Raw genomic sequence first — 22,979 nt, 5'->3', positions numbered from 1 at the left:
GGCCGAACCCCGGACCAGGGGATCGTCCGAGGTCAGGTGAGCCGCTCGGCCAGCCGCCGCTTGCCGGTGTCCGCGGCGAACGAACGCAGGTACCGCTCCACCGCGGCCGCGACCCGCGCGTACACCGGGTTCTCGGGTGCGACGAACCTCAGCACCAGTTCGTCGTCGAGGTAGGCCCCCGTGACCTCGAGCGCACAGGGCCTGACCCCGGCCGGGTCACGCTGCCAGTGCCACCAGTCGTGGACGTGCCAGCCGTCGGCCGACAGCGTCGACGGCGTACGCAGGTCCCCGAGGAAGTTGAACGACACCACCGGTTCGGGAGGTCGGTGCGACGTGAGTATGCCGTAGCCGGCGCCCAGGTCCGGAATCGCCGCGAGCGTGTCGTGCACGCGGCCCTCGACGTCCTGGGCCGCCTGCGAGCGGTCCACGTCGAACCGCTGCGGGAACCGGGCGGTGAACCAGCCCACGGTCGCGGCGACGGGCTCCTTCCCCCAGCTCTCGACCCTGCCGTGCGACTCGAGCGACAGCGTCACCTCGTCGCTGTCGCCGCAGGCCGCGAGCGCGGACAGCGTGGCCGTCAGGGCGGGCACATCGCCGCGGAGCCCATGAGCGGCCGCGAGCCTGCGTACCGCGGCCGTGTCCGCCCGGTCCAGGCGGATCTCGGTGCGGCGCGCGTCGGCGTAGCGACCGGGATCGCCGAACAGGTCGGCGATCGCGCCGCCGGCCGTCGTCTGTCGCGCCCAGTACCCGGCCTGCCCCGACAACCGCCCGCTGGTCGCGAGCCGCTCCACCGTACGCGCCCAGGTCAGGAATCCCGGCGGCACGTCGTCGGGTGTCCCGTGGCCGGTGGCCGGCGCGTGGTAGCCGGCGACGAGCTCACCCACCAACGTGCGCCAGGAGATCGTGTCGACCACCAGGTGGTGCGCCACCAGGGCGATCCGGTCGGGCGCGGACCCGGCCTCGTCGCGGGCCACCACCGCGCGGATGACGGGCCCGGAGCGGATGTCGAGGGACTCGTCGGCGGAGCGCACCACCGCACGCCAACCATCGGGTCCGGCGGCGGAGTCCCACGTGCCGACATCGATCACGGCCTCGGCGCCGGCATCCTCGAACTGATGCCATTCGCCGCCGTGCTGGCCGAAGCGCAGCCGCAGGGCCTGGTGCCGTTCGACGATCCGAGCGAACGCCGCGCGCAACCGACCGGGGTCGTGGTCCGGCGGCAGCGTCAGCACGACGCCCTGGTTGAACAGGTTCCGATCGGTCAGGTCCTGGGCGGTGAACCACCGTTGGACGGGGGTGAGCGCGACCGGCGTGGCGGGCTCCGGCACCGGGGAGCTGGCCGGAACGGTCGTGGGCCGAACCACCGCCTTGTCGAGCGACTCGCGCAGCGACAGCGTGCCCAGGACGGCCGCGCTGGTGAGTTCGACACCGATCCGCCGGCATTCGGCGACGATCCGCATCGCGCTGATCGAGTCGCCGCCCAGCGCGAGGAAGTCGTCCTCGGCCGACACCTCCTCGACGCCCAGGACGGTGCCCCAGATGCGCTGGACGGACCGCAGGATGCCCGCCCCGTCCGTCTCGGCAACGGCCGGCTCCGGGCGGGCGCTGCCCCCGGTGCCCAGGTCGGACAGCAGGGCCCGCTTGTCGACCTTTCCGTTGCGGGTGAGCGGCAGCTCGGCGACGACCTCGAAGCGCTGCGGCACGAGGTGGGCGGGCACCTGCGACGCGAGGGCGGCGCGGAGCCCGTCGGCCGCCACCGAGGCGGACCCGGCCGGCACGACGAATGCGATCAGGGACACCCTGGGCTCGTCGGCCTTGAGGACGACCGCCTTCGCCACCCCCGGCAGTCCGGCGATCCGCGCGGCGATCTCACCCGGCTCCACCCGATGGCCACGGATCTTGACCTGATCGTCGGACCGGCCGAGGATCACCAGGTTGCCGTGGTGGTCGAGCCGGGCGAGGTCACCTGTGCGGTACACCCGGCCCCGCCCGTCGGCGACGGCCGGGAAGCGCTCGTCGGTGAGTTCGGGCAGGCCGAGATATCCACGCGCCAGGCCGATTCCGGAGATGAGGAGTTCGCCCACGCCGTCGCCGTGCTCGCCGGCGGTGGACGGGTCCAGGTGGATGTCGGTGCCCGCGATCGGGCGACCGACCGGCATCGGGTCCTGCGCGGCGTAGTCGGCGAGCCGGAAGGTTGCGCCCTCCGTCAAGCGCATGGCACAGCGGCCGATCACGCCCTCGCTCGGACCGTAGTGGTTGTAGACGGTGGAGGTGGGGAAGAGCCGACGGATCACCGCGAGCTGCCCGGCGCGGAGGATCTCGCCACCGATCAGGAACACGCGCGGCCCGGGCAGGCCACCGCGGTCGCCGAACGTCGAGGCGAGCACGTCCACGTGGGAGGGCGTGAGCCGGACCAGGTCGAGGCCCGGGTCCTGGATCAGCGCCGGGAGGTCGTCGATGGGCAGGTGCGGGTCGGCGAGCACCAGCCTGCCACCGGTCACCAACGGCAGGAACAGGCTCGAGAAGGAGAAGTCGAAACCGATCGAGCTGTGCAGCAGACTCGACACCGGCGCGCCCGCGGCGAGCTCCGCGCCCAGCCAACCGAGGTAGTTGGCCAGCCCGACGTGCTCGACCATCACACCCTTGGGGGTGCCCGTCGATCCCGACGTGTGGATGACGTAGACGAGATCGCGCAGGCTCACGTCGACCTGCGGGTCGTCCTCGGGCATGTCGGCGCAGTCGGTGTCGACCGTGACCGCTCGCAGGCCGGCGAGGACGTCGCGCAGGTGGTCCTGCGCGAGCACGTGACCGACCCCGGACCCGTCGACCAGCTCCCGCACCCGCGTCGCGGGCTGGCTCGGGTCCAGCGGCACGAAAGCGCCCCCGGCCTTGCCCACCCCGAGCACGGCCGCGACCAGGTCGACCGAGCGTTCGGCGAACACCCCGACCAACGAGTCGGCGCCCACCCCCAGGGCCCGCAGCCGGTGCGCGATCCGGTTGGCCCGCCGGTTGACCTCCGCGTAGGAGTGGTCGATCCCCCCGCTGACGACCGCGACCGCGTCGGGCGTGGCGCGAACCCGCTGTGCGAACAGGTCGGGTACGCAGGACGTGACGGGCGACGGGGTGCCGACACCCGGCGTCGGGTCGTAGGACACATGGGTCATGCCGGTCATGGACACGCTCACCGACGACCTCCAGTTGCAGCGAACGGACCTTCGGTGAACGCGTACGGGCCGGGCCGCCGGGACCGCGACGACAGGCGCCACGGATCGGTGTGGCACCTGCTCACGGCGTGGCGCCGACGCATGAGCGGGCGAACGCCTGGACGATCTCCTCGACGAACGCACGCGGGTACATGCCCTGCGCGCACGAGCCGTTGGCCACCGCCGGGCGGTCGGGGTAGAGCCGCAGCGCCAGGGCCAGGCCCGGCTGGTGGAAGTCCCGACGGGGCATGGGCACGGGCTCCGGGGTGAGCGACAGTCCGTCGAGGGACGGCGCCGGCAGGTACTCGGCCATGTTGAGGTACCCGTAGCAGGTCGGTTCCCGGTCGTACGCATCCGGATACCGGGCGCGGACGTACTCCTCGTGGCTGTACATGCTGTGTTCGACCGATTCGAGCAGTCCGAGTCGCACCCGGGGCGCCAGCGACTGGAGCGTGTCCTGCGCGGAAACCGGCAGGCGCAGCATCATCCGGTTCGAGAAGTACCCGACCACCCGGTCCGTACCGGGCCAGATGCGCCTGGACGTGGCGAACAGGAACCGCACGTCCTCGGAGTGGCCGTAGGCACGCAGCGTCACCGCGGTCGCCGCGGAGGCCAGCATCGTCGTCGTGAGCCGCAACCGCCGGGCGTGCTGCCGCAGCCGGGCGGTGTCGTCGACCGACAACGGCAGGTCGTAGTTGATGATCGGGGCCCAGGAGTCGACCTCCCCCGACGCGGGCAGGTCCAGGCCCGGATAGGCGCCGAGTCCTTCGTTGTACTCGTCCCACCAGGCGAGCGTCTTCGCGGCGTCGTCGCTCGCGAACCAGTCACGTTCGTCGTGGGCGAAGCGCGTGGCGTCGGTCTGCGGTTCCTCGAAGGCGGACGCGGGGCGGCTGGCCAGGCCGTCGTACACCTCGGTGAGGTCGGCGTACATGGCCATCGCACCCGGATGGTCCAGGATGCTCTGTTCGACGGAGAGGCCGAACAGGTCGTCGTCGGAACGGTGCAGCACGAGCGCACGGAACAACGGTGGCTCGTACGGCGAGATGAGTTGCGCCAACCAGGCGAACGCCTCGGCCTGGGCCGCTGCCGGATCGGAGCCGGCCGTCATTTCCCGAAACGGCACGGTCACGGCATCCGGCGTCAGGCAACGGGCCGCGTCGATCGGATCGTCCGGATGAAAGTGGATCCGCAGGCCGCTGTGCCGTCGAGCGACCAGATGCAGGGCCTGCGCCAGACGTGACACGTCGAGTCGGCCGGGGTAGGAGTAGGCCCGCACGTGCGGGTTCTTCCACCAACGGTCAGGACCGCGAAGCAACGCGAGTCGCTTCGTCTGGGTGGTCGTGGCGGGAATCAACTCTCCGACTGCCTCGGGCACGCCCTGGTCGGGGCTCTCGGGCCGGAATGCGGCGGACACACTCAACTCCTTCGAGCGGGCTTCGAGAACGCGATGTCGCGCTTCACGAGCGGTCAGGAACCGGTTGACCGATCACCACCGGGACGCGAGCCGTCACATTGGAGCATGTCGACCTTTCAGGAATGGTTCCGCGACCCTACCCCAGGCCCCGCAGCGTCGCAATGACGTCACCGCTCCGACGAACCGGGCCCACGCACTGCGGTTCAGCCGTCGAATAGCCATAGTCGGCGGTCATTCACCGGACCCTACCGGGTGGCGACGCTCGGCCGGTTCCCGCGTGGTCGCCCGATACCGCATGCCACTCGCTGCGGATCCCGCGGCGGCGGAGTCGGTCAAAGGCGCGCCGAACCGAATTGGATTGACAGGCCCACCGAGTTGGTCCTACGGTCGCTCCGATGCGCCCCGGAGAGATCGTCGTAACTGTCGAGCAGGTTCGCGCCCTGATCGACGAGCAGTTCCCCGAATGGTCACGCCTGCCGATCGACGCGCAGCCGCTGACCGGCACCGACAACGCGTTGTTCCGGCTCGGCGATTCCCTGACCGCACGGCTGCCCCGGGCACCCTGGGCGGTCGACCAGGTGACGACCGACACGACCTGGTTGCCGAAGCTGGCGCCGCACCTGCCGGTGCCGGTGCCCGCCCCGGTCGCGGTCGGCCGGCCCGCCGGGGACTACCCGTGGCCGTGGACGGTCGTCCCGTGGCTGGACGGGCACAACCCGGAGAACGGGCAGGACCTCGTGGACGTCGCCGTCGACCTCGCCGGCTTCGTCCGCGCGATGATCGCGATCGACCCGATGGGCGGGCCGGTCAAGGAGGGGATCCAACGCGGTGTGCCGTTGGCGCAACGGGACGAACTCACCCGTCGATCGATCGCGGAGCTGGGTGATCGGATCGACGGGCGCGCGGTGACCGCGGCCTGGGACGAGGCGATGGCGGTCGACGAGTGGCCCGGTCCGCCGGTGTGGCTGCACGGTGACCTCCTGGCGGGCAACCTGCTGGTCGACCGGGGCAGGCTCACCGGGGTGATCGACTTCGGTGGTCTCGGCCTCGGCGATCCGGCGGTCGAGGTCCGGCCGGGCTGGAGCCTGTTCGACGCCCGCGCGCGGGCCGCCTACCGGGAGGCGCTCGGCTTCGACGAGGCGACCTGGGTACGCGGTTGGGCCTGGATGCTGTCCGGCTCGCTCTACTGGCTGGCCGACCTGTGGGAATCGATAAGCCCAGCCGACCGCGAGGACACGATTCGCTACCTCGACTACATCGTGCGGCACCGCCACGACTGATCCGCGATCCCCTGGCCGGCTCCGCGGCCGGCGGACGCCGCGTCGCGCCACCGCGGCCGGGCCGGAGCGGCGTCCGGCCGCGTCCCCGACCTCTGTGGGCGGAACGCCTGGCCGGTGAGCACCGGCCAGGCGTTCCCCAGCGGGGGTCCGGTCAGCAGCCGAGCCGCCTGCCGGACAGGGCGACGTCGTCGATCCAGAGGTCGAACTCGCCAGGCGTGGTGCCACCCTGGTAGAGCTGCCAGCCGATCTTCACGGTGTCGACGGTCGGCAGGACGAAGGGCACGTCGTTGCCGCCGTGTTCGGTCGTGGACGCGGTCAGCTCCGGGTTCGCCACGCCGTCGATCCACACCGCGACCCGGTTGTCCGTCGCGTCCAGCCGCCACTCGACGCACTGCCAGGTGTCCTCGGTGACCGGGGCGGACTCCCGCCAGTTGGTCCAGTCGCCGGTCGGGCCGCCGTCCGCGCCGATCCCCCAGAAGGTGCCGGGAACCGTGGGCGCGTACTGACCACCGACCGGGCGGACGACCTCCGCGCTGCCGGCGCCGGTCACCTCCACCAACGTGAAGTGCGCCCAGTCCGGGGCGGTGGGGAACGCGTCGACGCGCAGCCGCATCCGGCCGTAGAGGCGGTTACCCGGCGCGGCGACGTCGTCCACGCGCAGGAAGGCGCGCCCGTTGTCGACCGTGTGGACGTGCAGCACCTGGTTGCCCCGGCGGGCCCGCTCGACGGTGAGCGTGCCGTGGCGGGTGTCCACGCCCCACTTCAGCGTGCGGGGCCCGCCCGGGGGCAGTCGCTCGAAGTCCTCGCAGAAGAGCAGGCCGCGGGGGCACGACCGCGGGACCGAGGTCGACGCGCCGGCCGGCCCGCTGCCGGCGACGGTGCCGAGCGTCAGGGCGGCGGCGAACACCGCGAGGAACCTACGCATGATCATCCTCCACGTGTCGTCGGTCAGGGGCTGGTGCAGGAGAGGCCGCCGGGGGCGGCGTTGCTGCTGCCGTTGACCAGGAATCCGAAGGTGGTCGAGGCGTTCGCGCCGAGCGACCCGTTGTAGTCGGCGTTGCGGACGCCGACCGTGCCGCTGGTGCCGGTGTTGACGCCGTTCCAGACGTTGGCGATGGTCTGCCCACCGGCCAGCGTCAGCCGCACGGTCCAGCCGGTGAGCGTGGTGGAGCCGTTGTTGGTCACGGTGACCTCGCCCTGGAAGCCGCCGCTCCAGCTGTTGACCATGCGATATGTCGCGGTGCACGCGCCGGGCTGCCCGGTGGCGGGCGGCGTGGTCGGCGGGGTGGTGGTCGGCGGCACGGTGGTCGGCGGGGTCGTGGTCGGCGGCGCGGTGGTCGGCGGGGTGGTCGTGCCCGGCACCGTGGTGGAGGCGGCGTTGAGAGCGTCGCGCACGGCGCCGTACGCCGCCTTGGGGTTGCTGTTGCGGTCGAACAGCAGTGGGTTCTCGTTGCCACGCCAGGAGTCGCTGTCCCGGATGCCCCACGTCGTGATGCCGACGCAGCGGGGCACGTTCATGCAGGCCTGGGTGAGGCCCTGGTACTGGCTGGTCGAGGCGTTGGTGACGTCGGCCTCGGTCAGCGCCACGTCGACGCCGAGGGCGGCGAAGCTCGACAGCGTGGTCTGGAAGGTGGACGGCAGCGAACTGCCACCGGTGAAGTGGGTCTGCAGACCGACGCAGTCGACCGGGACGCCCCGGGCCCTGAAGTCCTTGATCATGTTGTAGACGCCCTGCGTCTTGGCGTACGTCCAGTTCTCGATGTTGTAGTCGTTGTAGCAGAGCTTGACCGACGGGTCGGCGGCGCGCGCGGTCCGGAACGCCACCTCGATCCAGTCGTTGCCGGTGGACTGCAGGTTCGACGACCGCCGGCTGCCGTTCTCGGCGAACGCCTCGTTCACCACGTCCCAGTAGGCCAGCTTGCCCCGGTAGTGGGCCATCACGCCGTTGATGTGGTCGATCATCGCCTGCCGCAGGGCGCTGCCGCTGAGACTTCCCCAGAACCTCGGCTGCTGGGCGTGCCAGGCCAGCGTGTGACCCCGGACCCGCATGCCGTGCTGGGTGGCCCAGTTGTAGATCGCGTCACCGGCCCGGAAGTCGAACTGGCCCGGGTTGGGCTCGGTCGCGTCGGGCTTCATCTCGTTGACGGCCGTCATCATGTCGAACTCGCGGTTCGCGATGGTCAGGAAGCCCTGGTCGGTGAGCCGGTCACCGCCCATCGCGGCGCCGAAGTACCGGCCGCTGCGCTCGGCCGCGGCCTTCAGGGTGGTTCCGGGCGGTCCGCTGAGATCGGCGCTGGCGAAGGTGGCCACGGCCATCGAGGACACCGTGACCGCCAGGGCGCAGGCGCCGCCCAGGAGCAGCCTGGCGGCGCTCCTGCTCCGGCGTCGCGGTCGATCGGGTACGTCGTTCATCTGTGCCTACTCCTCGGTGTGCGGTCTGGTCCGTTGCCGCGCACGGCACGGGATCCGGCCGATCGACGGTCGGCGTACCGCGCTCGCGGCGGGACCAGCACGCGGCAGGTGACGCCGTCGTGGCGTCCACCCGGCCGCGTCCGAATCGGTGACCACCGGCCGGCTACCCGGTCCGCCGGTGGATGGCGAACACTCCGCGTCGTGCGCCCGGTCGGAGTGACGCTGCCCTGCCGCGATGCTATATCGAATCAATTCGATGCGCGACAGGCCCCGCGTCCCCGACGGGGTGAGTCGGCAGCCGGGACCACCGGCCGACGCTCGCGCCGGCTAGGCTCGTCGACGTGGTGGGCCGCCTTCCCGGGACCGGCCGGTGAGCCCGTTCCGGCTGCTCACCGACCTGGTGAGCCACTACGGCTACCCGGGGCTCGCCCTGCTCGTCGGCGTGGAGGGCTTCGGCGTCCCGGCTCCGGGCCAGACCGCGATCGTCCTCGCCGCCGGGTATGCGTCCCACGGCCGGCTGAGCGTCGTCGCCGTGGCGGCCACCGCGTTCCTGGCCGCGGTGGCCGGGGACAGTATCGGCTACCTGATCGGCCGTCACGGCGGCCGTCGGCTCGTCCTGCGCCACGGCCGCCGCCTGCGTCTGGACCCGGACCGGTTCGCCCGGCTGGAGGCGGTGATGAGCCGCCACGGCCCGAAGCTCGTCGCCGCCGCCCGCTTCGTGGACGGTCTGCGGCAGTTCAACGGGGTCGTCGCCGGCACCACCGGCATGCCGTGGCGGCGCTTCGTGGCCTACAACGCGCTCGGCGCCGCCGCCTGGGTGGGACTGTGGACGACGGCCGGCTACCTGACCGGCGACCACCTGCGGGCCGTCCTCGTGGACCTGCACCGGTTCGGGTGGTACCTGATCGCCGCCGCGGTCGTTCTCACGCTCGCCTACGTCGGCTGGCGACTGGCCCGTCGCCGGGACGGCGCCGCGTCGTAGGTCATCCGCCGCCGGTGCCCGGGGCGACGACCAGCACGACGAGGTTCCGGGGGCCGTGCACGCCCTCGACCCGGTTCAGTTCGATGTCGCTCGTGGCGGACGGGCCGCTGATCCACGGCAACGGACGCGCGCCGTCCAGCCGGGCGACGGCCTCGCGCACGGTGCCGACGATCGCCGGACGCGGACGGGGAGACCACCCAGCGTCGTCCACGATCACGGTTCGATGAGCCCCTCCGCGACGAGGTCGGCCCAGAGCGCGTCGGGGACCGGGGCGGCGGCGAGCGTGACGTTCCGCCGCACCTGGGCCGGTGTCTTCGCGCCGAGCACCAGCGTCGCGACGGCCGGATGCCGCGCGACGAAGGCCATCGCCGCCTGCGGCAGGGTGACGCCGTGGGCGCGGCACACCTCGGCGATCCGCAGCGCCCTGGCGTACAACGCGGCCGGGATCGGCCGGTAGTCGTAGGTGCGGCCGGGCGTGTCGGTGGCGAGCACACCGCTGTTGAACACGCCGGCGGCGAGCACCCCCACGCCGCGTTCCCGGCAGCGGGGCAGCAGGATCCGCTGCGCGGACTGGTCGAGCAGGGTGTAGCGGCCGGCGAGCATGACGGTGTCCACGTCGGTGTCGGTGACGAACCGGTCCAGCGTCTGCCACTGGTTCATGCCGACCCCGATCGCGCCGACCACGCCCTGGTCACGCAGCTCGTGCAGGGCCGGGTACGCCTCGTCGACCGCCTGCCGCCAGTGGTCGTCCGGGTCGTGGATCAGCACCACGTCCACCCGGTCCAGGCCGAGACGGTCCAGGCTGGACTCCAGCGAGCGGCGTACCCCGTCGGCGCTGAAGTCCCACCGGCGCTCGTGGTCGGCGGGCACGTCGAACCCGCCCGCGTCGTCGCGCCGGTCGGCGGTGCCCGGCGACGGCACCAGGAGGCGGCCCACCTTGGTGGAGACGGTGAACCGGTCGCGGGGCCGGGCGGCGAGGGCCGCGCCGAGGCGGCGCTCGGACAGGCCGAGCCCGTAGTGCGGGGCGGTGTCGTAGTAGCGGATCCCGGCCTGCCACGCGGCGTCGACGGCGCCGCGGGCGTCGTCGTCCGCGACGGTCCGGTACAGGTTGCCGATCCCGGCCGCCCCGAACCCGATCTCGGTGACCCGGACCGCCGAGCGGCCCACCCGGCTGGTCCTCATCACCGCTCCCGTCGGCCCTGGGCCGGGCCGTCGGGCGACCCGGCCGGGCTCCCCCGGGTCGGCGACGACGACGGCTCGTCGCCGGCCGGGGCGGCCGGGCGGGGGCGCAGGCCGTGCATGCCGCCGTCCACGGCGAGCACGGTTCCGGTGGTGGCGGCGGCCAGCGGACCGGCCAGGTAGGCGATGGCGGCGGCCACCTCGTCGGCGGAGACCAGCCGGCCCAGGGGCTGCCGGGCGCGCAGCGCGGCGAGTTCGGCGGCCGGGTCGGCGGTCGTGTCGAGCAGTCGGCGGACCCAGGGAGTGTCGGCGGTGCCGGGGTTGACGCAGTTGACCCGGATGCCCTCGGCCACGTGGTCGGCGGCCATGGCGAGGGTCAGGGCCTGCACGGCGCCCTTGGTCGCGCTGTAGAGCGCCCGGTCGGGCAGCCCGACGCTCGCCGCGATCGAACAGGTGTTGACCACGGCGGCGTGGGTCGAGGCGCGCAGTGCCGGCAGGGCCGCCCGGGTGACCCGGACGACGCCGACGACGTTGACGTCGAAGACCCGGTGCCACTCGTCGTCCGGGTTCGCCTCGACGGTGCCCCGGGCGCCGACGCCGGCGTTGTTGACCAGGATGTCGATGCCGCCGAGGCGGTCGGCCGCGGCGGCCACCGCCTGGATCACCGAGGCGTCGTCGGTGACGTCGCAGCGCAGGGCGTGCAGCGGGGCGGGCACGCCGCCGGGGTCCAGGTCGAGGCAGGCGACGGCCGCTCCCCGCGCGGCGAGCAGCCGGGCGGTGGCCAGGCCGATGCCGGAGCCGCCGCCGGTCACCACGGCCCGCAGGCCGCTGAACTCGGCGGTCACGGGGCCTGCCCCACGGTCTGGCGTTGGCTGCCGAGGCCGTCGATCTCGACCTCGACGACGTCGCCGGCGCGCAGGTAGGGCTTGGGGTCCGGCAGGCCCAGCGCCACTCCGGCCGGGGTGCCGGTGTTGATGAGGTCGCCCGGTTCGAGCACCATGAACCGGCTGACGTAGCGGATGATCTCGGCGACCGGGAAGAACATGTTCGCGGTGTGGCCGTCCTGGCGGCGGCGTCCGTTGACGCTCACCGGCTCGGCCGGCGGCTCGACGCCGGTCTCCGCCGCGTGATCGGCGTAGTTCAGCCCGACGCACACGATCTTGCCGGGGCGGGTGATCGGGGCGCCGGTCCGCAGCGCGGGATCCGCGAGCACGGGCAGTTCACCGCCCGCGACCGCGGCTCGCGCCACCTCGACGCCCCCGCCGGCGAGGAACGCTCCGTCGATCTCGGTCGCCACGCCGGAGAGGTCCACGAGCCGACCGTCCGCGTCCAACGCCGCCGGACGTTCCTGGCCGACCGCCCCCACTCGAAGCAGCTTCACTCCACACCCCCGGCCAGACATCGGATCTGTCGCCTGATTTGTATAGTGGAGCAACCAATTGTGCGGCAAGAGGGGTCGCGTCATTCGCCGCAAGAGATCGGATGACCTTCCCCGAGAGCGGCCCGGCGGGCGGCGGCGGTCAGGCCGGCGGCTGACCGGGCCCGCCGAGGGCGTTGCGGAGCCACAGCTCGACGCCGGCGACATGGACCGTCGCCCAGGCGCGCGCCACGTCCGGCCGGCGCGCCTCGATCGCCTCGCAGATCGCCTCGTGCTGTTCCCGGGTGCGGCGCACGGCGCCCTCCTGGGTGAGCCCCCGCCAGATCCGGGCCCGGGTCGTCGGCCCGGACAGGCTGTCGATCAGCGAGCACAGCACCTTGTTGCCCGAACCGGCCGCGATGTGGTGGTGGAACCGCAGGTCGTTGGCGACCAGTTCCTCCACACTCGGCGACTCCCCCAGCTCGGCGAGGATGGTCCGCAGCCCGGCGACGTCAACGTCCGTCATCCGGGTCGCCGCCAGCTCCGTCGCGGCCGGTTCGAGCGCGCGGCGCACCTCGAGGAACTGCAACACCGTGTCGTCCTGGTGGAAGTCCACGACGAAGCCGATCGCGTCCAGCAGCAGCGCGGGTTCCAGGCTGGTGACGTACGTGCCGTCGCCCTGACGCACGTCCAGCACCCGGATCAACGACAGCGCCTTGACCGCCTCCCGCAACGAGTTGCGGGACAACCCCAGCCGCTCGGCCAGGTCGGCCTCCCGGGGCAGGCGCGCGCCCGGCGTGAGCTCGCCCTGGACGATCATCGCCTTGATCTTCTCGATCGCCTCGTCGGTGACGGGCACCCCGACCTCCTCGCTGAACATCCGATCTCTTTGAGCGTACTCACCGCAGGTCATCGGCCCGGCCTCGGGCGAATGTGCCGGGCGACGCCTTGCTCACGGGACAGCGCCGCCGGTAGCGTCCCCGCAACACATCCGATGTGTGAACGACCGAGGGGTTGCCATGCCGTACCCGACGACGAAAGCGCGGACCCGCCCCGACACCCACGTCGCCGCGACGCCGCGTTGACCGCCGGCGCGGCTCCCGACCCGCCCGGCCCGCTCGCCGGACCGCCGCCGAGCGGCATGACCCTCTGGTACGACAAGCCCGCCACCGACTGGGAGTCGCAGTCACTGCCCATCGGCAACGGCGCCCTCGGCGCCTCGGTCTTCGGCGGGGTCCGGGCCGAACGGCTCCAGTTCAACGAGAAGTCACTGTGGACCGGCGGCCCCGGCTCCCCCGGCTACGACTTCGGTGACTGGACCACGCCGCGCCCCGGCGCGATCGACGAGGTCCGGCAGCGGATCAACGCCGACACGCGGGTCGACCCGTCCTGGGTGGCCGGCAGGCTGGGACAGCCGAGGAGCGGGTTCGGCTGCTACCAGCCCTTCGGCGACGTGCGGCTGTCCTTCCCGGACGCGCCGGACGACCACACCGACTACCGCCGGCAGCTCGACATCTCCGACGCCACGGCCGGCGTCGCGTACACCGTCGCCGGGGTCCGCCACACCCGCGAGTACTTCGCCTCCGCCCCCGACAACGTGCTGGTCGCCCGGCTCACCGCCGACCGGCCGGGCGGCATCGGGTTCACCGCGTCCGTCACCACCGCGTCCAACCGGTCTTGGCGCCTCTCCGCCGCGTACGGGCGGATCACGCTCCGTGGACGCCTCGACGACAACGGGCTGCGCTTCGAGGCGCAGGTGCAGGTGGTTCACACCGGCGGCACCCGGGTCGACAACGGCGACGGCACGGTCACCGTCGAGGGCGCGGACGCCGTCACGCTGATCCTGGCCGCCGGCACCGACTACGCCGACGACCATCCGACGTACCGGGGAGACGACCCGCACGCGGCGGTGACCGCGCGGGTCGACGCGGCGGCGGCCACGCCGTACCCGGCGTTGCGGGCCGCCCACGTCCGCGACCACCGGAAGCTGTTCCGGCGGCTCACGCTCGACATCGGCCAGCGGATGCCGGCCCTCCCCACCGACCGGCTCCTGCTCAGCTACCGGCGGGGGCGGGCGGACCGGGCCGCCCGCACGGCCCTGGAGGTGCTCTTCTTCCAGTACGGTCGCTACCTGCTCATCGCGTCCTCCCGGGCCGGCTCGCTGCCGGCGAACCTGCAGGGCGTCTGGAACGACTCGACCAGCCCGCCCTGGTCGGCGGACTACCACACCAACATCAACTTCCAGATGAACTACTGGCCCGCCGAGACGACGAACCTCGCCGAGACGACCCTGCCGTTCTTCGACCACGTCGACGCCATGGTCGCGCCCGGCCGGATCAGCGCCAGGAAGATCTACGACAGCCGCGGCTGGGTGGTGCACAACGAGACGAACCCGTTCGGCTTCACCGGCGTGCACGACCACCCCACCTCGTTCTGGATGCCGGAGGCCGGGGCCTGGCTGGCGCAGCACTACCACGAGCACTACCGCTTCACCCGGGACGAGACGTTCCTGCGCGAGCGGGCGTACCCGCTGATGAAGGAGCTGGCCCGGTTCTGGCTCGACGAGTTGGTCGTCGACCCGCGCGACGGCAGGCTGGTGGTGAGCCCCAGCTTCTCCCCGGAGCACGGCGACTTCTCGGCCGGCGCGTCGATGTCCCAGCAGATCGTGTGGGACCTGCTGACCAACGTGTCGGAGGCCGCCGCGACGGTGGGCGAGCCGGACGCCGCGTTCCGCGACCGGATCGCCGAGACGCTGGCCAAGCTCGACCCGGGCATCCGGGTCGGCTCGTGGGGGCAGTTGCGGGAATGGAAGGAGGACTGGGACGACGAGGGCGACACGCACCGGCACGTCTCGCACCTGTTCGGCCTCTTTCCCGGCCGGCAGATCTGCCCGCTGACCACGCCCGGGTACGCCAGGGCGGCGGACGTCTCGCTGACCGCGCGGGGTGCCGGCGGTACCGGCTGGAGCAAGGCCTGGAAGATCAACTTCTGGGCCCGGCTGCGGCACGGCAACCACTCCCACCGGATGCTCTCCGAGCTGCTCAGGTCGAGCACGCTCGACAACCTGTGGGGCAACCACCCGCCGTTCCAGATCGACGGCAACTTCGGCGCCACCGCGGGGGTGGCGGAGATGCTGCTGCAGAGCCACCGCGGCGTCATCGTCGTGCTGCCCGCGCTCCCCGACGACTGGGCCGACGGCTCGGTCCGCGGCCTGCGCGCCCGCGGCGACGTCACGGTCGACGCCGAGTGGCGCGGGCGCACCGCGACCCGCATCACGCTGACCGCCGGCAGCGGCGGACCGCTGCGGGTCCGCAGCACCTTGTTCGACGGCCGGTTCCAGGTCACCGACCGCGCCACCCGCCGCCCGGTCGACGTCACCCGGGACGGGTCGGAGATCCGGTTCACCGCGACCGCCGGACACCGCTACGCGGCCGAGTCGCTCGCGCGGGTGACGCCGGGCTGACCGGCTCGGACCGCTACCGCCGGCCGTTCGACCGCCGGCCGGCCGGCCACCCTCGCCGACCGGCGGCGTGACGTCTTCCGACATCGGCTATTGACGTCGCCGTAACAGCGGCCTAGCGTCTGTCGAACCGCTTCGTCGAAGCGCTTCGACGATCATTCGCACGGCGGTGCCACGCCCGGCCGGAGGAGGTGCGCGATGGCCACCATGCACGACGTCGCCCGCCTGGCCCAGGTCTCGGTCAGCACCGTGTCCTCCGTGCTCACCGGCACCCGGCCGATCTCCCCGGCCACCCGGGCCAAGGTGCGCGCCGCCCTGACCGAGCTGGACCACCAGCCCAACGCCATGGCCCGCGGCCTGGCCAGCCGACGCAGCGCGCCGCCGGCGGCCGGGCGGCGCTGGCCGCCGCCCTGGCGCGGGCCCCGGACCTGACGGCCGTGCTGGCCATGAACGAGACGGCGATCTTCGGCATCCTCGGCGAGCTGACCGCGCGGGGGTGGTCCGTGCCCGACGACGTCTCGGTCGTCTCGACGGTCACCTCGCCGCGGGTCGCCGAGCTGGCCACCCCGGCGCTGACCGCGATGACGTCGCCCGGATCGGCGATGGGCCGGATCGCGATCGAGGCGCTGGTGCGTCACCTGGACGGGGCCGGCGACGAGCCACACCAGCGACTGCTGTCGTGCGCGCTGGAGATCAGGGGCTCGACCGCAGCCCCACGAAGCCGCCCACCGACGGGGGGCTGACCAGGAGAAACGGCCCGTCGCCGCGCGGCAACGCGACGACGGACCCAGTGAAGTACCGGCTCGATACCCAACGAGGAGGATAGCAATGCAGCGATTCCGCCGGATCGTCGCGGCGCTCGCCCTGGCGGCGACCGCGACGACCACCGTGGCCGCGTGCGGGGGCGACGACAGCGGTGACGACAGCGGGGCCAAGACCCTCAAGCTCTGGCACTACGAGGGCGAGAACAGCGCGATGGGGGTCGGCTGGGACCGGGCCATCGAGATCTTCAAGGCCGAGCACCCGGGCGTGGAGGTGCGCTTCGAGCGCAAGGCGTTCGAGCAGATCCAGCAGAACGCCGGCATGATCATCAACTCGTCCGAGGGCCCGGACATCATGGAGTACAACAAGGGCAACGCGACGGCCGGGCTGCTGTCCTCCCAGGGCCTGCTCACCGACCTCAGCGACGAGGCGGAGAAGCGCGGCTGGGCCGGCAAGCTCAGCCCCAGCCTCCAGACCACCGCCCGCTACACCGACAAGGGCGTGATGGGGTCGGGCAACTGGTTCGGCGTGCCGAACTACGGCGAGTACGTCACGGTCTATTACAACAAGGACCTGTTCGACCGCAACGGCGTCGCGGTGCCCAGCACCATGGCCGAGATGACCGCCGCGATGGACACCTTCGTCAGCAAGAAGACCACCCCGCTGGGCATGGCCGGCGCCGAGTACCCGGCCGGGCAGCTCTTCTACCAGCTCGCGCTGTCGAAGGCCGACCGGACGTTCGTCGACGACTACCAGCTCTACAAGAACCCGGTCGACTTCAAGGCCGACCCGCTGAAGTACGGCGCGGACACCTTCGCCGACTGGGTGCGGAAGGGCTACGTGGCCAAGAACTCGGCGAGCCTCAAGGCCGAGGACATGGGCACCGCGTTCATCGCCGGCAAGACGCCGATGATCGTCTCGGGGAGCTGGTGGTACGGCCGCTTCAAGGCCGAGATGAAGGCCAACTGGGACACCTTCCTGTTCCCGGGCAACAGGCTGAACGCCGGCTCGTCCGGCAACCTCTGGGTCGTCCCGACGAACAGCAAGGCCAAGAGCCTGGCGTACGACTTCATCGACATCACCCTGCGTCCGGAGATCCAGGACCTGATCGGCAACAACGGTGGTGTCCCGGTGGCCGGTGACCCCGCCAGGATCACCGACCCGAAGGACCGCAAGCTGATCGAGGACTTCAACACGGTCAGCAAGCAGGACGGTCTGGCCTTCTACCCGGACTGGCCGGTGCCCGGCTACTACGACGTGCTGGTCGGCGGGTTCCAGGGCCTGATCAACGGGTCCAGGTCGCCCGACCAGGTGCTCGACACGATCGCCAAGCCGTACGCCGACGGCGTCAAGGAGATCACCGGCAAGTGACACGGCGAGCGGCGGGCGCGACCGGCACGACCGGTGCGCCCGGCCGCCCCGCCGGGAAGGATCCGTCATGGCAGTCTCCGACACCGTCGCCGCCGCGCCGTCCGCGGCGACCCCCGCCCCCGCTTCCCCGTCCCGCCGCCGAACGCGGGGCCGCGACGCGGCGTACTGGCTCTACCTGCTCCCCGGAGCGGCGCTGTTCGTCCTGGTCATCGGCGCGCCGCTGGTCGGCACCGGCTACCTGTCGCTGACCCGGTGGTCGGGGGTCGGTGACCCCACGTTCGTCGGGTTGGACAACTACCGGCGGTTGCTGGACGACGAGGTGTTCTGGGCGTCGTTCCGCAACACCGTGGCGATGATCGTCGCGATGGTGGTGGTGCCGACAGTGCTCGGGCTGCTGCTCGCCTCGGTGCTCTTCGACGTCATCGGGCGTCGGTTCAAGCCGCGTACGGCGGCGGCGTTGCGGGCCGCGTTCTACCTGCCGCAGGTGCTGCCCGTGGTGGTCGCCGGCATCGTCTGGGGCTGGATCCTGCGCCCGGACGGCGCGTTCAACGGCCTGCTCGACGCGGTCGGGCTCGGGGCGCTGCGCCACGACTGGCTGGGCGACCCGGACACCGCGCTGCCGGTGGTGATGGCGGTGATGATCTGGGTGCAGATCGGCTACCCGGTGGTGGTGTTCATGGCGGCGTTGCAGCGGCTCGACCCGGAGCTGTACGAGGCGGCCGAGGTCGACGGGGCGAACTGGCTGCGCCGGTTCCGGGCGATCACGCTGCCGCAGATCCGGCCGGAGACGTTCGTGGTGGCGCTGACCTGCACCATCGCCGCGTTGAAGGTGTTCGGGCCGATCTTCGCGCTGACCCGGGGCGGCCCGGAGAACGCCACAAACGTGCCGTCGTACTTCGCGTACTACACGTTCTTCAAGAAGCTCCAGGTCGGGTACGGCTCCGCGATCTCCACGGTGCTCACGGTGATCATCGTCGTGGTGGCCGTGGTCTTCATCGGGGCGCAGGCCCGCAGCGAGCGCCGGGACCGGGGGATCTGACATGGCGATCACGATCACCGGGGCCCCGCCGCGCCGGCCGGTGCGCGACCGGCACCACCGGGGCGTCAGCCGGTGGGTGGTGCTCGCCGGCGTCACCATCGGCGCGCTCGTCATGCTGGTGCCGTTCGCGTTCATGCTGCTCAACGCGTTCAAGTCGCCCGGTGACTACTCGTCGGGCGGCCCGCTGAGCTGGCCGACCGAGTTCTACACCAGGGGTCTGCGGAGGTACTGGTCCGAGGTGAACTTCCCGCTGAAGCTGTGGAACTCGGCGCTGATCGCCGGGTCCGTGGCGGTGCTCGGCGTCGTCGTGTCGCTGCTCAACGCGTACGCCCTGGGCATCGGCCGGGTCCGCGGCCGGCTCTGGATCGTCGGGGTGTTCCTGCTGGCCAACATGCTGCCGCAGGAGGCGCTGATCTACCCGCTGTACTACGTGGCCAAGGAGATCGGCCTCTACAACACCCGACTGTCGGTGATCATCATCTTCACCGTCATCCAGAGCGCGTTCGGCACCTACCTGCTCGCCTCGGTGCTGGGCACGTTCCCGCGCTCACTGCTGGAGGCCGCGGCACTGGACGGCGCCGGCAAGTGGACGGTGCTGTGGCGGGTGGTCTTCCCCAACCTGCGGCCGACCCTCGCCGTCCTGCTCATCTTCTTCTTCATCTGGACCTGGAACGAGTTCCTCATCCCGCTGGTCATGCTGATCGACAACCAGACGCAGACCATCCCGGTCGCGCTCGCGTCGTTGCAGGGCGACCGCCTGATGGACGCCCCGACGACGAACGCCGGCGCGTTGCTCAGCCTGGTGCCGGCCATCCTCTTCTTCCTCATCTTCCAGCGCACTCTGGCGCGCGGCATCACGGCAGGAGCCGAGAAGTGAAGTTCACCGACGGGTACTGGCAACTGCGCCCGGGAGTCAGCGTGCTGCGCCCCGGCACGGTGGAGTCGGTCGAGATGGACGAGCGCGGCTTCACCGTCTTCGCGCCGGCCGGTCAGATCAACGGCCGGGGCGACACGCTCAACCGGCCGGTCGTCACCGTCCGCTTCTTCTCCCCCGCGCCCGGCGTGGTCGGAGTGACCATCGGCCACCACAGCGGCGGGCTGCCCCGCGAACCCCACTTCGGGCTGCGCACCGACGACACGCACCCGGTCACCGTCGACATCACCGGGATCAGCGCGTCGCTGACCACCGGCGAGCTGACCGTCCGGGTCGCGCTTGTCGACGGGTGGCGGGTCGAGTTCCGGCACGGCGACCGGCTGGTCACGGCGTCCACCGGGCGCAGCGTCGGGATCGTCACCGACGGCGAGGGCCGCCGGTACGTGCACGAGCGGCTCGCGCTCGGCGTCGGCGAGACGGTGTACGGGCTGGGCGAGCGGTTCGGCCCGTTCGTGAAGAACGGCCAGACGGTCGACGTGTGGAACGCCGACGGCGGCACCGCCAGCGAGCAGGCGTACAAGAACGTGCCGTTCTATCTCAGCAGCGCCGGGTACGGCGTGTTCGTGGACCACCCGGAGCACGTGTCGTTCGAGGTCGGCTCCGAGGTCGTCGCGCAGACCCAGTTCAGCGTCGAGGGCCAGTCGCTGACCTACCACGTCGTCGACGGGCCCACCCCGAAGGACGTGCTGCGCCGCTACACGGCGCTGACCGGCCGACCGGCCCGGGTGCCCGCCTGGTCGTACGGGCTGTGGCTGTCCACGTCGTTCACCACGTCGTACGACGAGAAGACGGTGACCGAGTTCGTCGACGGGATGGCCGAGCGGAACCTGCCGCTGTCGGTGTTCCACTTCGACTGCTTCTGGATGCGCCAGTTCCACTGGGTCGACTTCGTCTGGGACCCGGCGACCTTCCCCGACCCCGAGGGCATGCTGCGGCGGCTGCACGAGCGCGGGCTGAAGGTGTGCGTGTGGATCAACCCGTACATCGCGCAGCGCTCGTACCTGTTCGAGGAGGGCCGCCGGGCCGGCTACCTGGTGCGCAACCCGGACGGCTCGGTGTGGCAGTGGGACAAGTGGCAGGCCGGCATGGCGCTTGTCGACTTCACCGACCCGGACGCGGTGGCCTGGTTCACCGGCAAGCTCAAGGCGCTGCTGGACATGGGCGTCGACTGCTTCAAGACCGACTTCGGTGAGCGCATCCCGACCGACGTGGTGTGGCACGACGGGTCGGACCCGCAACGCATGCACAACTACTACGCCCACCTCTACAACAAGGCGGTCTTCGAGCTGCTGGAGACCGAGCGGGGCGAGGGCGAGGCGGTGGTGTTCGCCCGCTCGGCCACCGCCGGCGGCCAGCAGTTCCCGGTGCACTGGGGCGGCGACTGCGAGTCGACGTTCGTCGCGATGGCCGAGTCGCTGCGCGGCGGGCTGTCCCTGGCCTCGTCCGGCTTCGGCTACTGGAGCCACGACATCGGCGGCTTCGAGGGCACCCCCGACCCGGCGGTGTTCAAGCGGTGGATCGCGTTCGGCCTGCTCTCCTCGCACTCGCGGCTGCACGGCTCCGGCTCGTACCGGGTGCCGTGGGCGTACGACGAGGAGGCCGTGGACGTGCTGCGGCACTTCACCCGGCTCAAGCTCCGGCTCATGCCGTACCTGGCGGCGACCGCCGAGGAGGCGCACCGCGACGGCATTCCGATGATGCGCCCGATGGTCGTGGAGTTCCCGGACGATCCGGCCGTGGCACACCTCGACCGGCAGTACATGCTCGGCTCCGACATCCTGGTCGCGCCGGTGCTCAGCGCCGACGGGCAGGTCACCTTCTACGTGCCCGCCGGCACCTGGACCCACCTGGTCACCGGCGCGCAGCTCACCGGGCCGGCCTGGGTGACCGAGAAGCACGAGTACGACAGCCTGCCGGTGCTCGTCCGGCCCGGCGCGGTCATCGGGTTCGGGGCGCGCTCCGACCGGCCCGACTACGACTGGGCCGACGGGGTGGAGCTGCGGCTCTACGCCCCGGCGGAGGGGCAACGGCAGCGGGTACGCATCCCGGCACCCGGGGCGGGGCCGGGCACGGAGTTCGAGGTGGGCTTCCGCGACGGCGTGGCGACGGCCGAGCTGGTGGCGGGCGAGTCGTCGGCGTACCACTGCGTGGTGGTGGCCGGCAGGGAGAGGACGGAACGATGACGGCACGAGACTTCCCGGAGAGCTTCGTCTGGGGTTCGGCCACGGCGGCGTACCAGGTCGAGGGCGCGGCCACCGAGGACGGCCGCGGCCCGTCCATCTGGGACACCTACAGCCACACCCCCGGGCGTACGCTGGGCGGCGACACCGGGGACGTGGCCGCCGACCACTACCACCGGTGGCCGCAGGACCTCGACCACATCGCCGGGCTGGGGCTCGGCGCGTACCGTTTCTCGATCTCCTGGCCCCGGGTGCAGCCCGGCGGTTCCGGCCGGTTCAACGCCGCCGGCCTGGACTTCTACGCCCGGCTGGTCGACGGCCTGCTGGAGCGCGGCGTCCGACCGGTCGCGACCATGTACCACTGGGACCTGCCGCAGGAGCTGGAGGACGCCGGCGGGTGGCCGGCGCGGGAGACCGCGCTGCGCTTCCAGGAGTACGCGTCCGGGATCGTCTCGGCGCTCGGCGACCGGGTGCACACCTGGACCACGCTCAACGAGCCCTGGTGCTCGGCGTACCTGGGTTACGCCTCCGGCGTGCACGCGCCCGGCCGCACCGAACCGGCGGCCACGCTGGCGGCGGTGCACCACCTGAACCTGGCGCACGGCCTGGCCGGACGGGTGGTCCGGGAGCTGGCACCGAGCGCCGAGCTGTCGGTGACGCTGAACCTGCACGTCGTGCGCGGCGCGTCCGGCTCGGCCGCCGACTCCGAGGCGGTCCGGCGGATCGACGCCCTCGCGAACCGGGCGTTCCTCGGCCCGATGCTGGACGGGGCGTACCCGGCCGACCTGCTGGCCGACACCGCCTCCGTCACCGACTGGTCGTTCGTGCGCCCGGGTGACGAGAAGCTGATCGCGGTGCCGCTCGACGTGCTCGGGGTCAACTACTACGCCAGCACCCTGGTCCGGGCCGGGGACGGACACACGCCCCGCTCCGACGCCGACGGCCACGGCGCCTCGGCCCACACCCCGTGGGTGGGCGCCGACGACGTCGACTTCCTGCCGCAGCCCGGCCCGCACACGGCGATGGGGTGGAACATCGACCCGCCGGCCCTGACCGAGTTGCTGCTGCGGCTACGGGACGAATACCCGGGCCAGCCGTTGATGATCACCGAGAACGGCGCGGCGTTCGACGACGTGGTCTCGGCCGACGGACGGGTCCACGACGAGCAGCGGGTCGACTACCTGCGCCGACACATCGGCGCGATGGCCGACGCCCGCGCGCGGGGCGCGGACGTCCGGGGCTACTTCGTCTGGTCGCTGCTGGACAACTTCGAGTGGGGTTACGGCTACGACCGCCGCTTCGGCATCATCCGCGTCGACTACGACACCCAGCAGCGCACCTGGAAGGACAGCGCCCACTGGTACCGCCACCTGGCCACCACCGGCCACCTCGACGGCTGACGCCGC

General features: G+C 72.1%; 19 protein-coding genes. 10 read left to right on the top strand and 9 right to left on the bottom strand.

Going from position 1 to position 22,979, the window contains the following annotated elements:
* Positions 1-32: 32 nt before the first annotated feature.
* Positions 33-3,185: an amino acid adenylation domain-containing protein gene (locus ACZ6O5_RS28595; protein ID WP_465981056.1), complete on the bottom strand. Its 3,153-nt coding sequence runs from the start codon at positions 3,183-3,185 to the stop codon at positions 33-35.
* A gap of 100 nt (positions 3,186-3,285) precedes the next feature.
* A complete protein-coding gene (locus ACZ6O5_RS28590) occupies positions 3,286-4,617 on the bottom strand; it encodes a condensation domain-containing protein (protein WP_465981054.1) in 1,332 nt (443 codons plus the stop codon).
* 395 nt (positions 4,618-5,012) lie between these two features.
* Between ACZ6O5_RS28590 and ACZ6O5_RS28585 the strand changes: the two genes are divergently transcribed.
* Positions 5,013-5,897, top strand: coding sequence for an aminoglycoside phosphotransferase family protein (locus ACZ6O5_RS28585; RefSeq protein ID WP_465981052.1), 885 nt, complete (start codon positions 5,013-5,015; stop codon positions 5,895-5,897).
* A 151-nt stretch (positions 5,898-6,048) separates the two neighbouring features.
* On the opposite strand, the gene ACZ6O5_RS28580 is transcribed toward ACZ6O5_RS28585, so the two are convergent.
* The gene (locus ACZ6O5_RS28580; protein WP_465981050.1) at positions 6,049-6,822 is read right to left on the bottom strand and encodes a hypothetical protein; all 774 of its coding nucleotides are present in this window, start codon (positions 6,820-6,822) and stop codon (positions 6,049-6,051) included.
* Positions 6,823-6,845: 23 nt separating this feature from the next.
* The gene (locus ACZ6O5_RS28575) at positions 6,846-8,309 is read right to left on the bottom strand and encodes an endo-1,4-beta-xylanase (protein WP_465981048.1); all 1,464 of its coding nucleotides are present in this window, start codon (positions 8,307-8,309) and stop codon (positions 6,846-6,848) included.
* Between the two features lie 370 nt (positions 8,310-8,679).
* Between ACZ6O5_RS28575 and ACZ6O5_RS28570 the strand changes: the two genes are divergently transcribed.
* Entirely contained in the window at positions 8,680-9,291 is a 612-nt protein-coding gene (locus ACZ6O5_RS28570) for a DedA family protein (protein WP_465981046.1), read from the top strand.
* A gap of 1 nt (position 9,292) precedes the next feature.
* Here the strand turns inward: ACZ6O5_RS28570 and ACZ6O5_RS28565 are convergent, their stop codons facing one another.
* The 5 genes from ACZ6O5_RS28565 to ACZ6O5_RS28545 all read right to left on the bottom strand — a co-directional run bounded on the left by ACZ6O5_RS28565 (position 9,293) and on the right by ACZ6O5_RS28545 (position 12,707).
* Entirely contained in the window at positions 9,293-9,451 is a 159-nt protein-coding gene (locus tag ACZ6O5_RS28565) for an LUD domain-containing protein (protein WP_465981044.1), read from the bottom strand.
* A 53-nt stretch (positions 9,452-9,504) separates the two neighbouring features.
* Complete coding sequence (locus tag ACZ6O5_RS28560) at positions 9,505-10,473, bottom strand: aldo/keto reductase (protein WP_465981042.1); 969 nt, start codon at positions 10,471-10,473, stop codon at positions 9,505-9,507.
* The gene (locus ACZ6O5_RS28555) at positions 10,473-11,315 is read right to left on the bottom strand and encodes an SDR family NAD(P)-dependent oxidoreductase (RefSeq protein WP_465981040.1); all 843 of its coding nucleotides are present in this window, start codon (positions 11,313-11,315) and stop codon (positions 10,473-10,475) included. The genes ACZ6O5_RS28560 and ACZ6O5_RS28555 overlap by 1 nt, the downstream gene beginning before the upstream one ends.
* On the bottom strand, positions 11,312-11,851 hold the full coding sequence (locus tag ACZ6O5_RS28550) for a fumarylacetoacetate hydrolase family protein (protein WP_465981038.1): 540 nt from the start codon (positions 11,849-11,851) through the stop codon (positions 11,312-11,314). Before ACZ6O5_RS28550 ends, ACZ6O5_RS28555 begins: the two co-directional genes overlap by 4 nt.
* Before the next feature lie 139 nt (positions 11,852-11,990).
* Positions 11,991-12,707, bottom strand: coding sequence for a FadR/GntR family transcriptional regulator (locus ACZ6O5_RS28545; RefSeq protein WP_465981036.1), 717 nt, complete (start codon positions 12,705-12,707; stop codon positions 11,991-11,993).
* A gap of 261 nt (positions 12,708-12,968) precedes the next feature.
* Between ACZ6O5_RS28545 and ACZ6O5_RS28540 the strand changes: the two genes are divergently transcribed.
* The 8 genes from ACZ6O5_RS28540 to ACZ6O5_RS28505 all read left to right on the top strand — a co-directional run bounded on the left by ACZ6O5_RS28540 (position 12,969) and on the right by ACZ6O5_RS28505 (position 22,973).
* On the top strand, positions 12,969-15,290 hold the full coding sequence (locus ACZ6O5_RS28540; protein WP_465981034.1) for a glycoside hydrolase family 95 protein: 2,322 nt from the start codon (positions 12,969-12,971) through the stop codon (positions 15,288-15,290).
* A 195-nt stretch (positions 15,291-15,485) separates the two neighbouring features.
* On the top strand, positions 15,486-15,719 hold the full coding sequence (locus ACZ6O5_RS28535; protein ID WP_465981032.1) for a LacI family DNA-binding transcriptional regulator: 234 nt from the start codon (positions 15,486-15,488) through the stop codon (positions 15,717-15,719).
* On the top strand, positions 15,686-16,030 hold the full coding sequence (locus ACZ6O5_RS28530; RefSeq protein ID WP_465981156.1) for a substrate-binding domain-containing protein: 345 nt from the start codon (positions 15,686-15,688) through the stop codon (positions 16,028-16,030). Before ACZ6O5_RS28535 ends, ACZ6O5_RS28530 begins: the two co-directional genes overlap by 34 nt.
* An 85-nt stretch (positions 16,031-16,115) precedes the next feature.
* The gene (locus ACZ6O5_RS28525; RefSeq protein WP_465981030.1) at positions 16,116-17,420 is read left to right on the top strand and encodes an ABC transporter substrate-binding protein; all 1,305 of its coding nucleotides are present in this window, start codon (positions 16,116-16,118) and stop codon (positions 17,418-17,420) included.
* A gap of 67 nt (positions 17,421-17,487) precedes the next feature.
* Positions 17,488-18,459: a carbohydrate ABC transporter permease gene (locus ACZ6O5_RS28520; protein WP_465981028.1), complete on the top strand. Its 972-nt coding sequence runs from the start codon at positions 17,488-17,490 to the stop codon at positions 18,457-18,459.
* A 1-nt stretch (position 18,460) separates the two neighbouring features.
* Positions 18,461-19,336, top strand: coding sequence for a carbohydrate ABC transporter permease (locus tag ACZ6O5_RS28515; protein ID WP_465981026.1), 876 nt, complete (start codon positions 18,461-18,463; stop codon positions 19,334-19,336).
* Positions 19,333-21,576 (top strand): alpha-xylosidase, encoded by a 2,244-nt coding sequence (gene yicI, locus ACZ6O5_RS28510; protein WP_465981024.1) that lies wholly within the window; start codon positions 19,333-19,335, stop codon positions 21,574-21,576. Before ACZ6O5_RS28515 ends, yicI begins: the two co-directional genes overlap by 4 nt.
* The gene (locus ACZ6O5_RS28505; RefSeq protein WP_465981022.1) at positions 21,573-22,973 is read left to right on the top strand and encodes a GH1 family beta-glucosidase; all 1,401 of its coding nucleotides are present in this window, start codon (positions 21,573-21,575) and stop codon (positions 22,971-22,973) included. Before yicI ends, ACZ6O5_RS28505 begins: the two co-directional genes overlap by 4 nt.
* The last annotated feature ends 6 nt before the right edge of the window (positions 22,974-22,979 follow it).

This window comes from Micromonospora sp. NPDC049201 (assembly GCF_055586805.1).
This window is presented reverse-complemented; position numbering and strand designations above follow the sequence as displayed.

What these genes read in the sequence shown, in the direction of transcription:
- ACZ6O5_RS28505 (WP_465981022.1), top strand. Translation starts at nt 21,573, where the DNA reads ATGACGGCACGAGACTTCCCGGAGAGCTTCGTCTGGGGTTCGGCCACG.
- ACZ6O5_RS28545 (WP_465981036.1), bottom strand. Translation starts at nt 12,707, where the DNA reads ATGTTCAGCGAGGAGGTCGGGGTGCCCGTCACCGACGAGGCGATCGAG.
- ACZ6O5_RS28535 (WP_465981032.1), top strand. Translation starts at nt 15,486, where the DNA reads ATGGCCACCATGCACGACGTCGCCCGCCTGGCCCAGGTCTCGGTCAGC.
- ACZ6O5_RS28575 (WP_465981048.1), bottom strand. Translation starts at nt 8,309, where the DNA reads ATGAACGACGTACCCGATCGACCGCGACGCCGGAGCAGGAGCGCCGCC.
- ACZ6O5_RS28585 (WP_465981052.1), top strand. Translation starts at nt 5,013, where the DNA reads ATGCGCCCCGGAGAGATCGTCGTAACTGTCGAGCAGGTTCGCGCCCTG.
- ACZ6O5_RS28560 (WP_465981042.1), bottom strand. Translation starts at nt 10,473, where the DNA reads ATGAGGACCAGCCGGGTGGGCCGCTCGGCGGTCCGGGTCACCGAGATC.
- ACZ6O5_RS28515 (WP_465981026.1), top strand. Translation starts at nt 18,461, where the DNA reads ATGGCGATCACGATCACCGGGGCCCCGCCGCGCCGGCCGGTGCGCGAC.
- ACZ6O5_RS28580 (WP_465981050.1), bottom strand. Translation starts at nt 6,822, where the DNA reads ATGCGTAGGTTCCTCGCGGTGTTCGCCGCCGCCCTGACGCTCGGCACC.
- ACZ6O5_RS28525 (WP_465981030.1), top strand. Translation starts at nt 16,116, where the DNA reads ATGCAGCGATTCCGCCGGATCGTCGCGGCGCTCGCCCTGGCGGCGACC.
- ACZ6O5_RS28520 (WP_465981028.1), top strand. Translation starts at nt 17,488, where the DNA reads ATGGCAGTCTCCGACACCGTCGCCGCCGCGCCGTCCGCGGCGACCCCC.
- ACZ6O5_RS28540 (WP_465981034.1), top strand. Translation starts at nt 12,969, where the DNA reads ATGACCCTCTGGTACGACAAGCCCGCCACCGACTGGGAGTCGCAGTCA.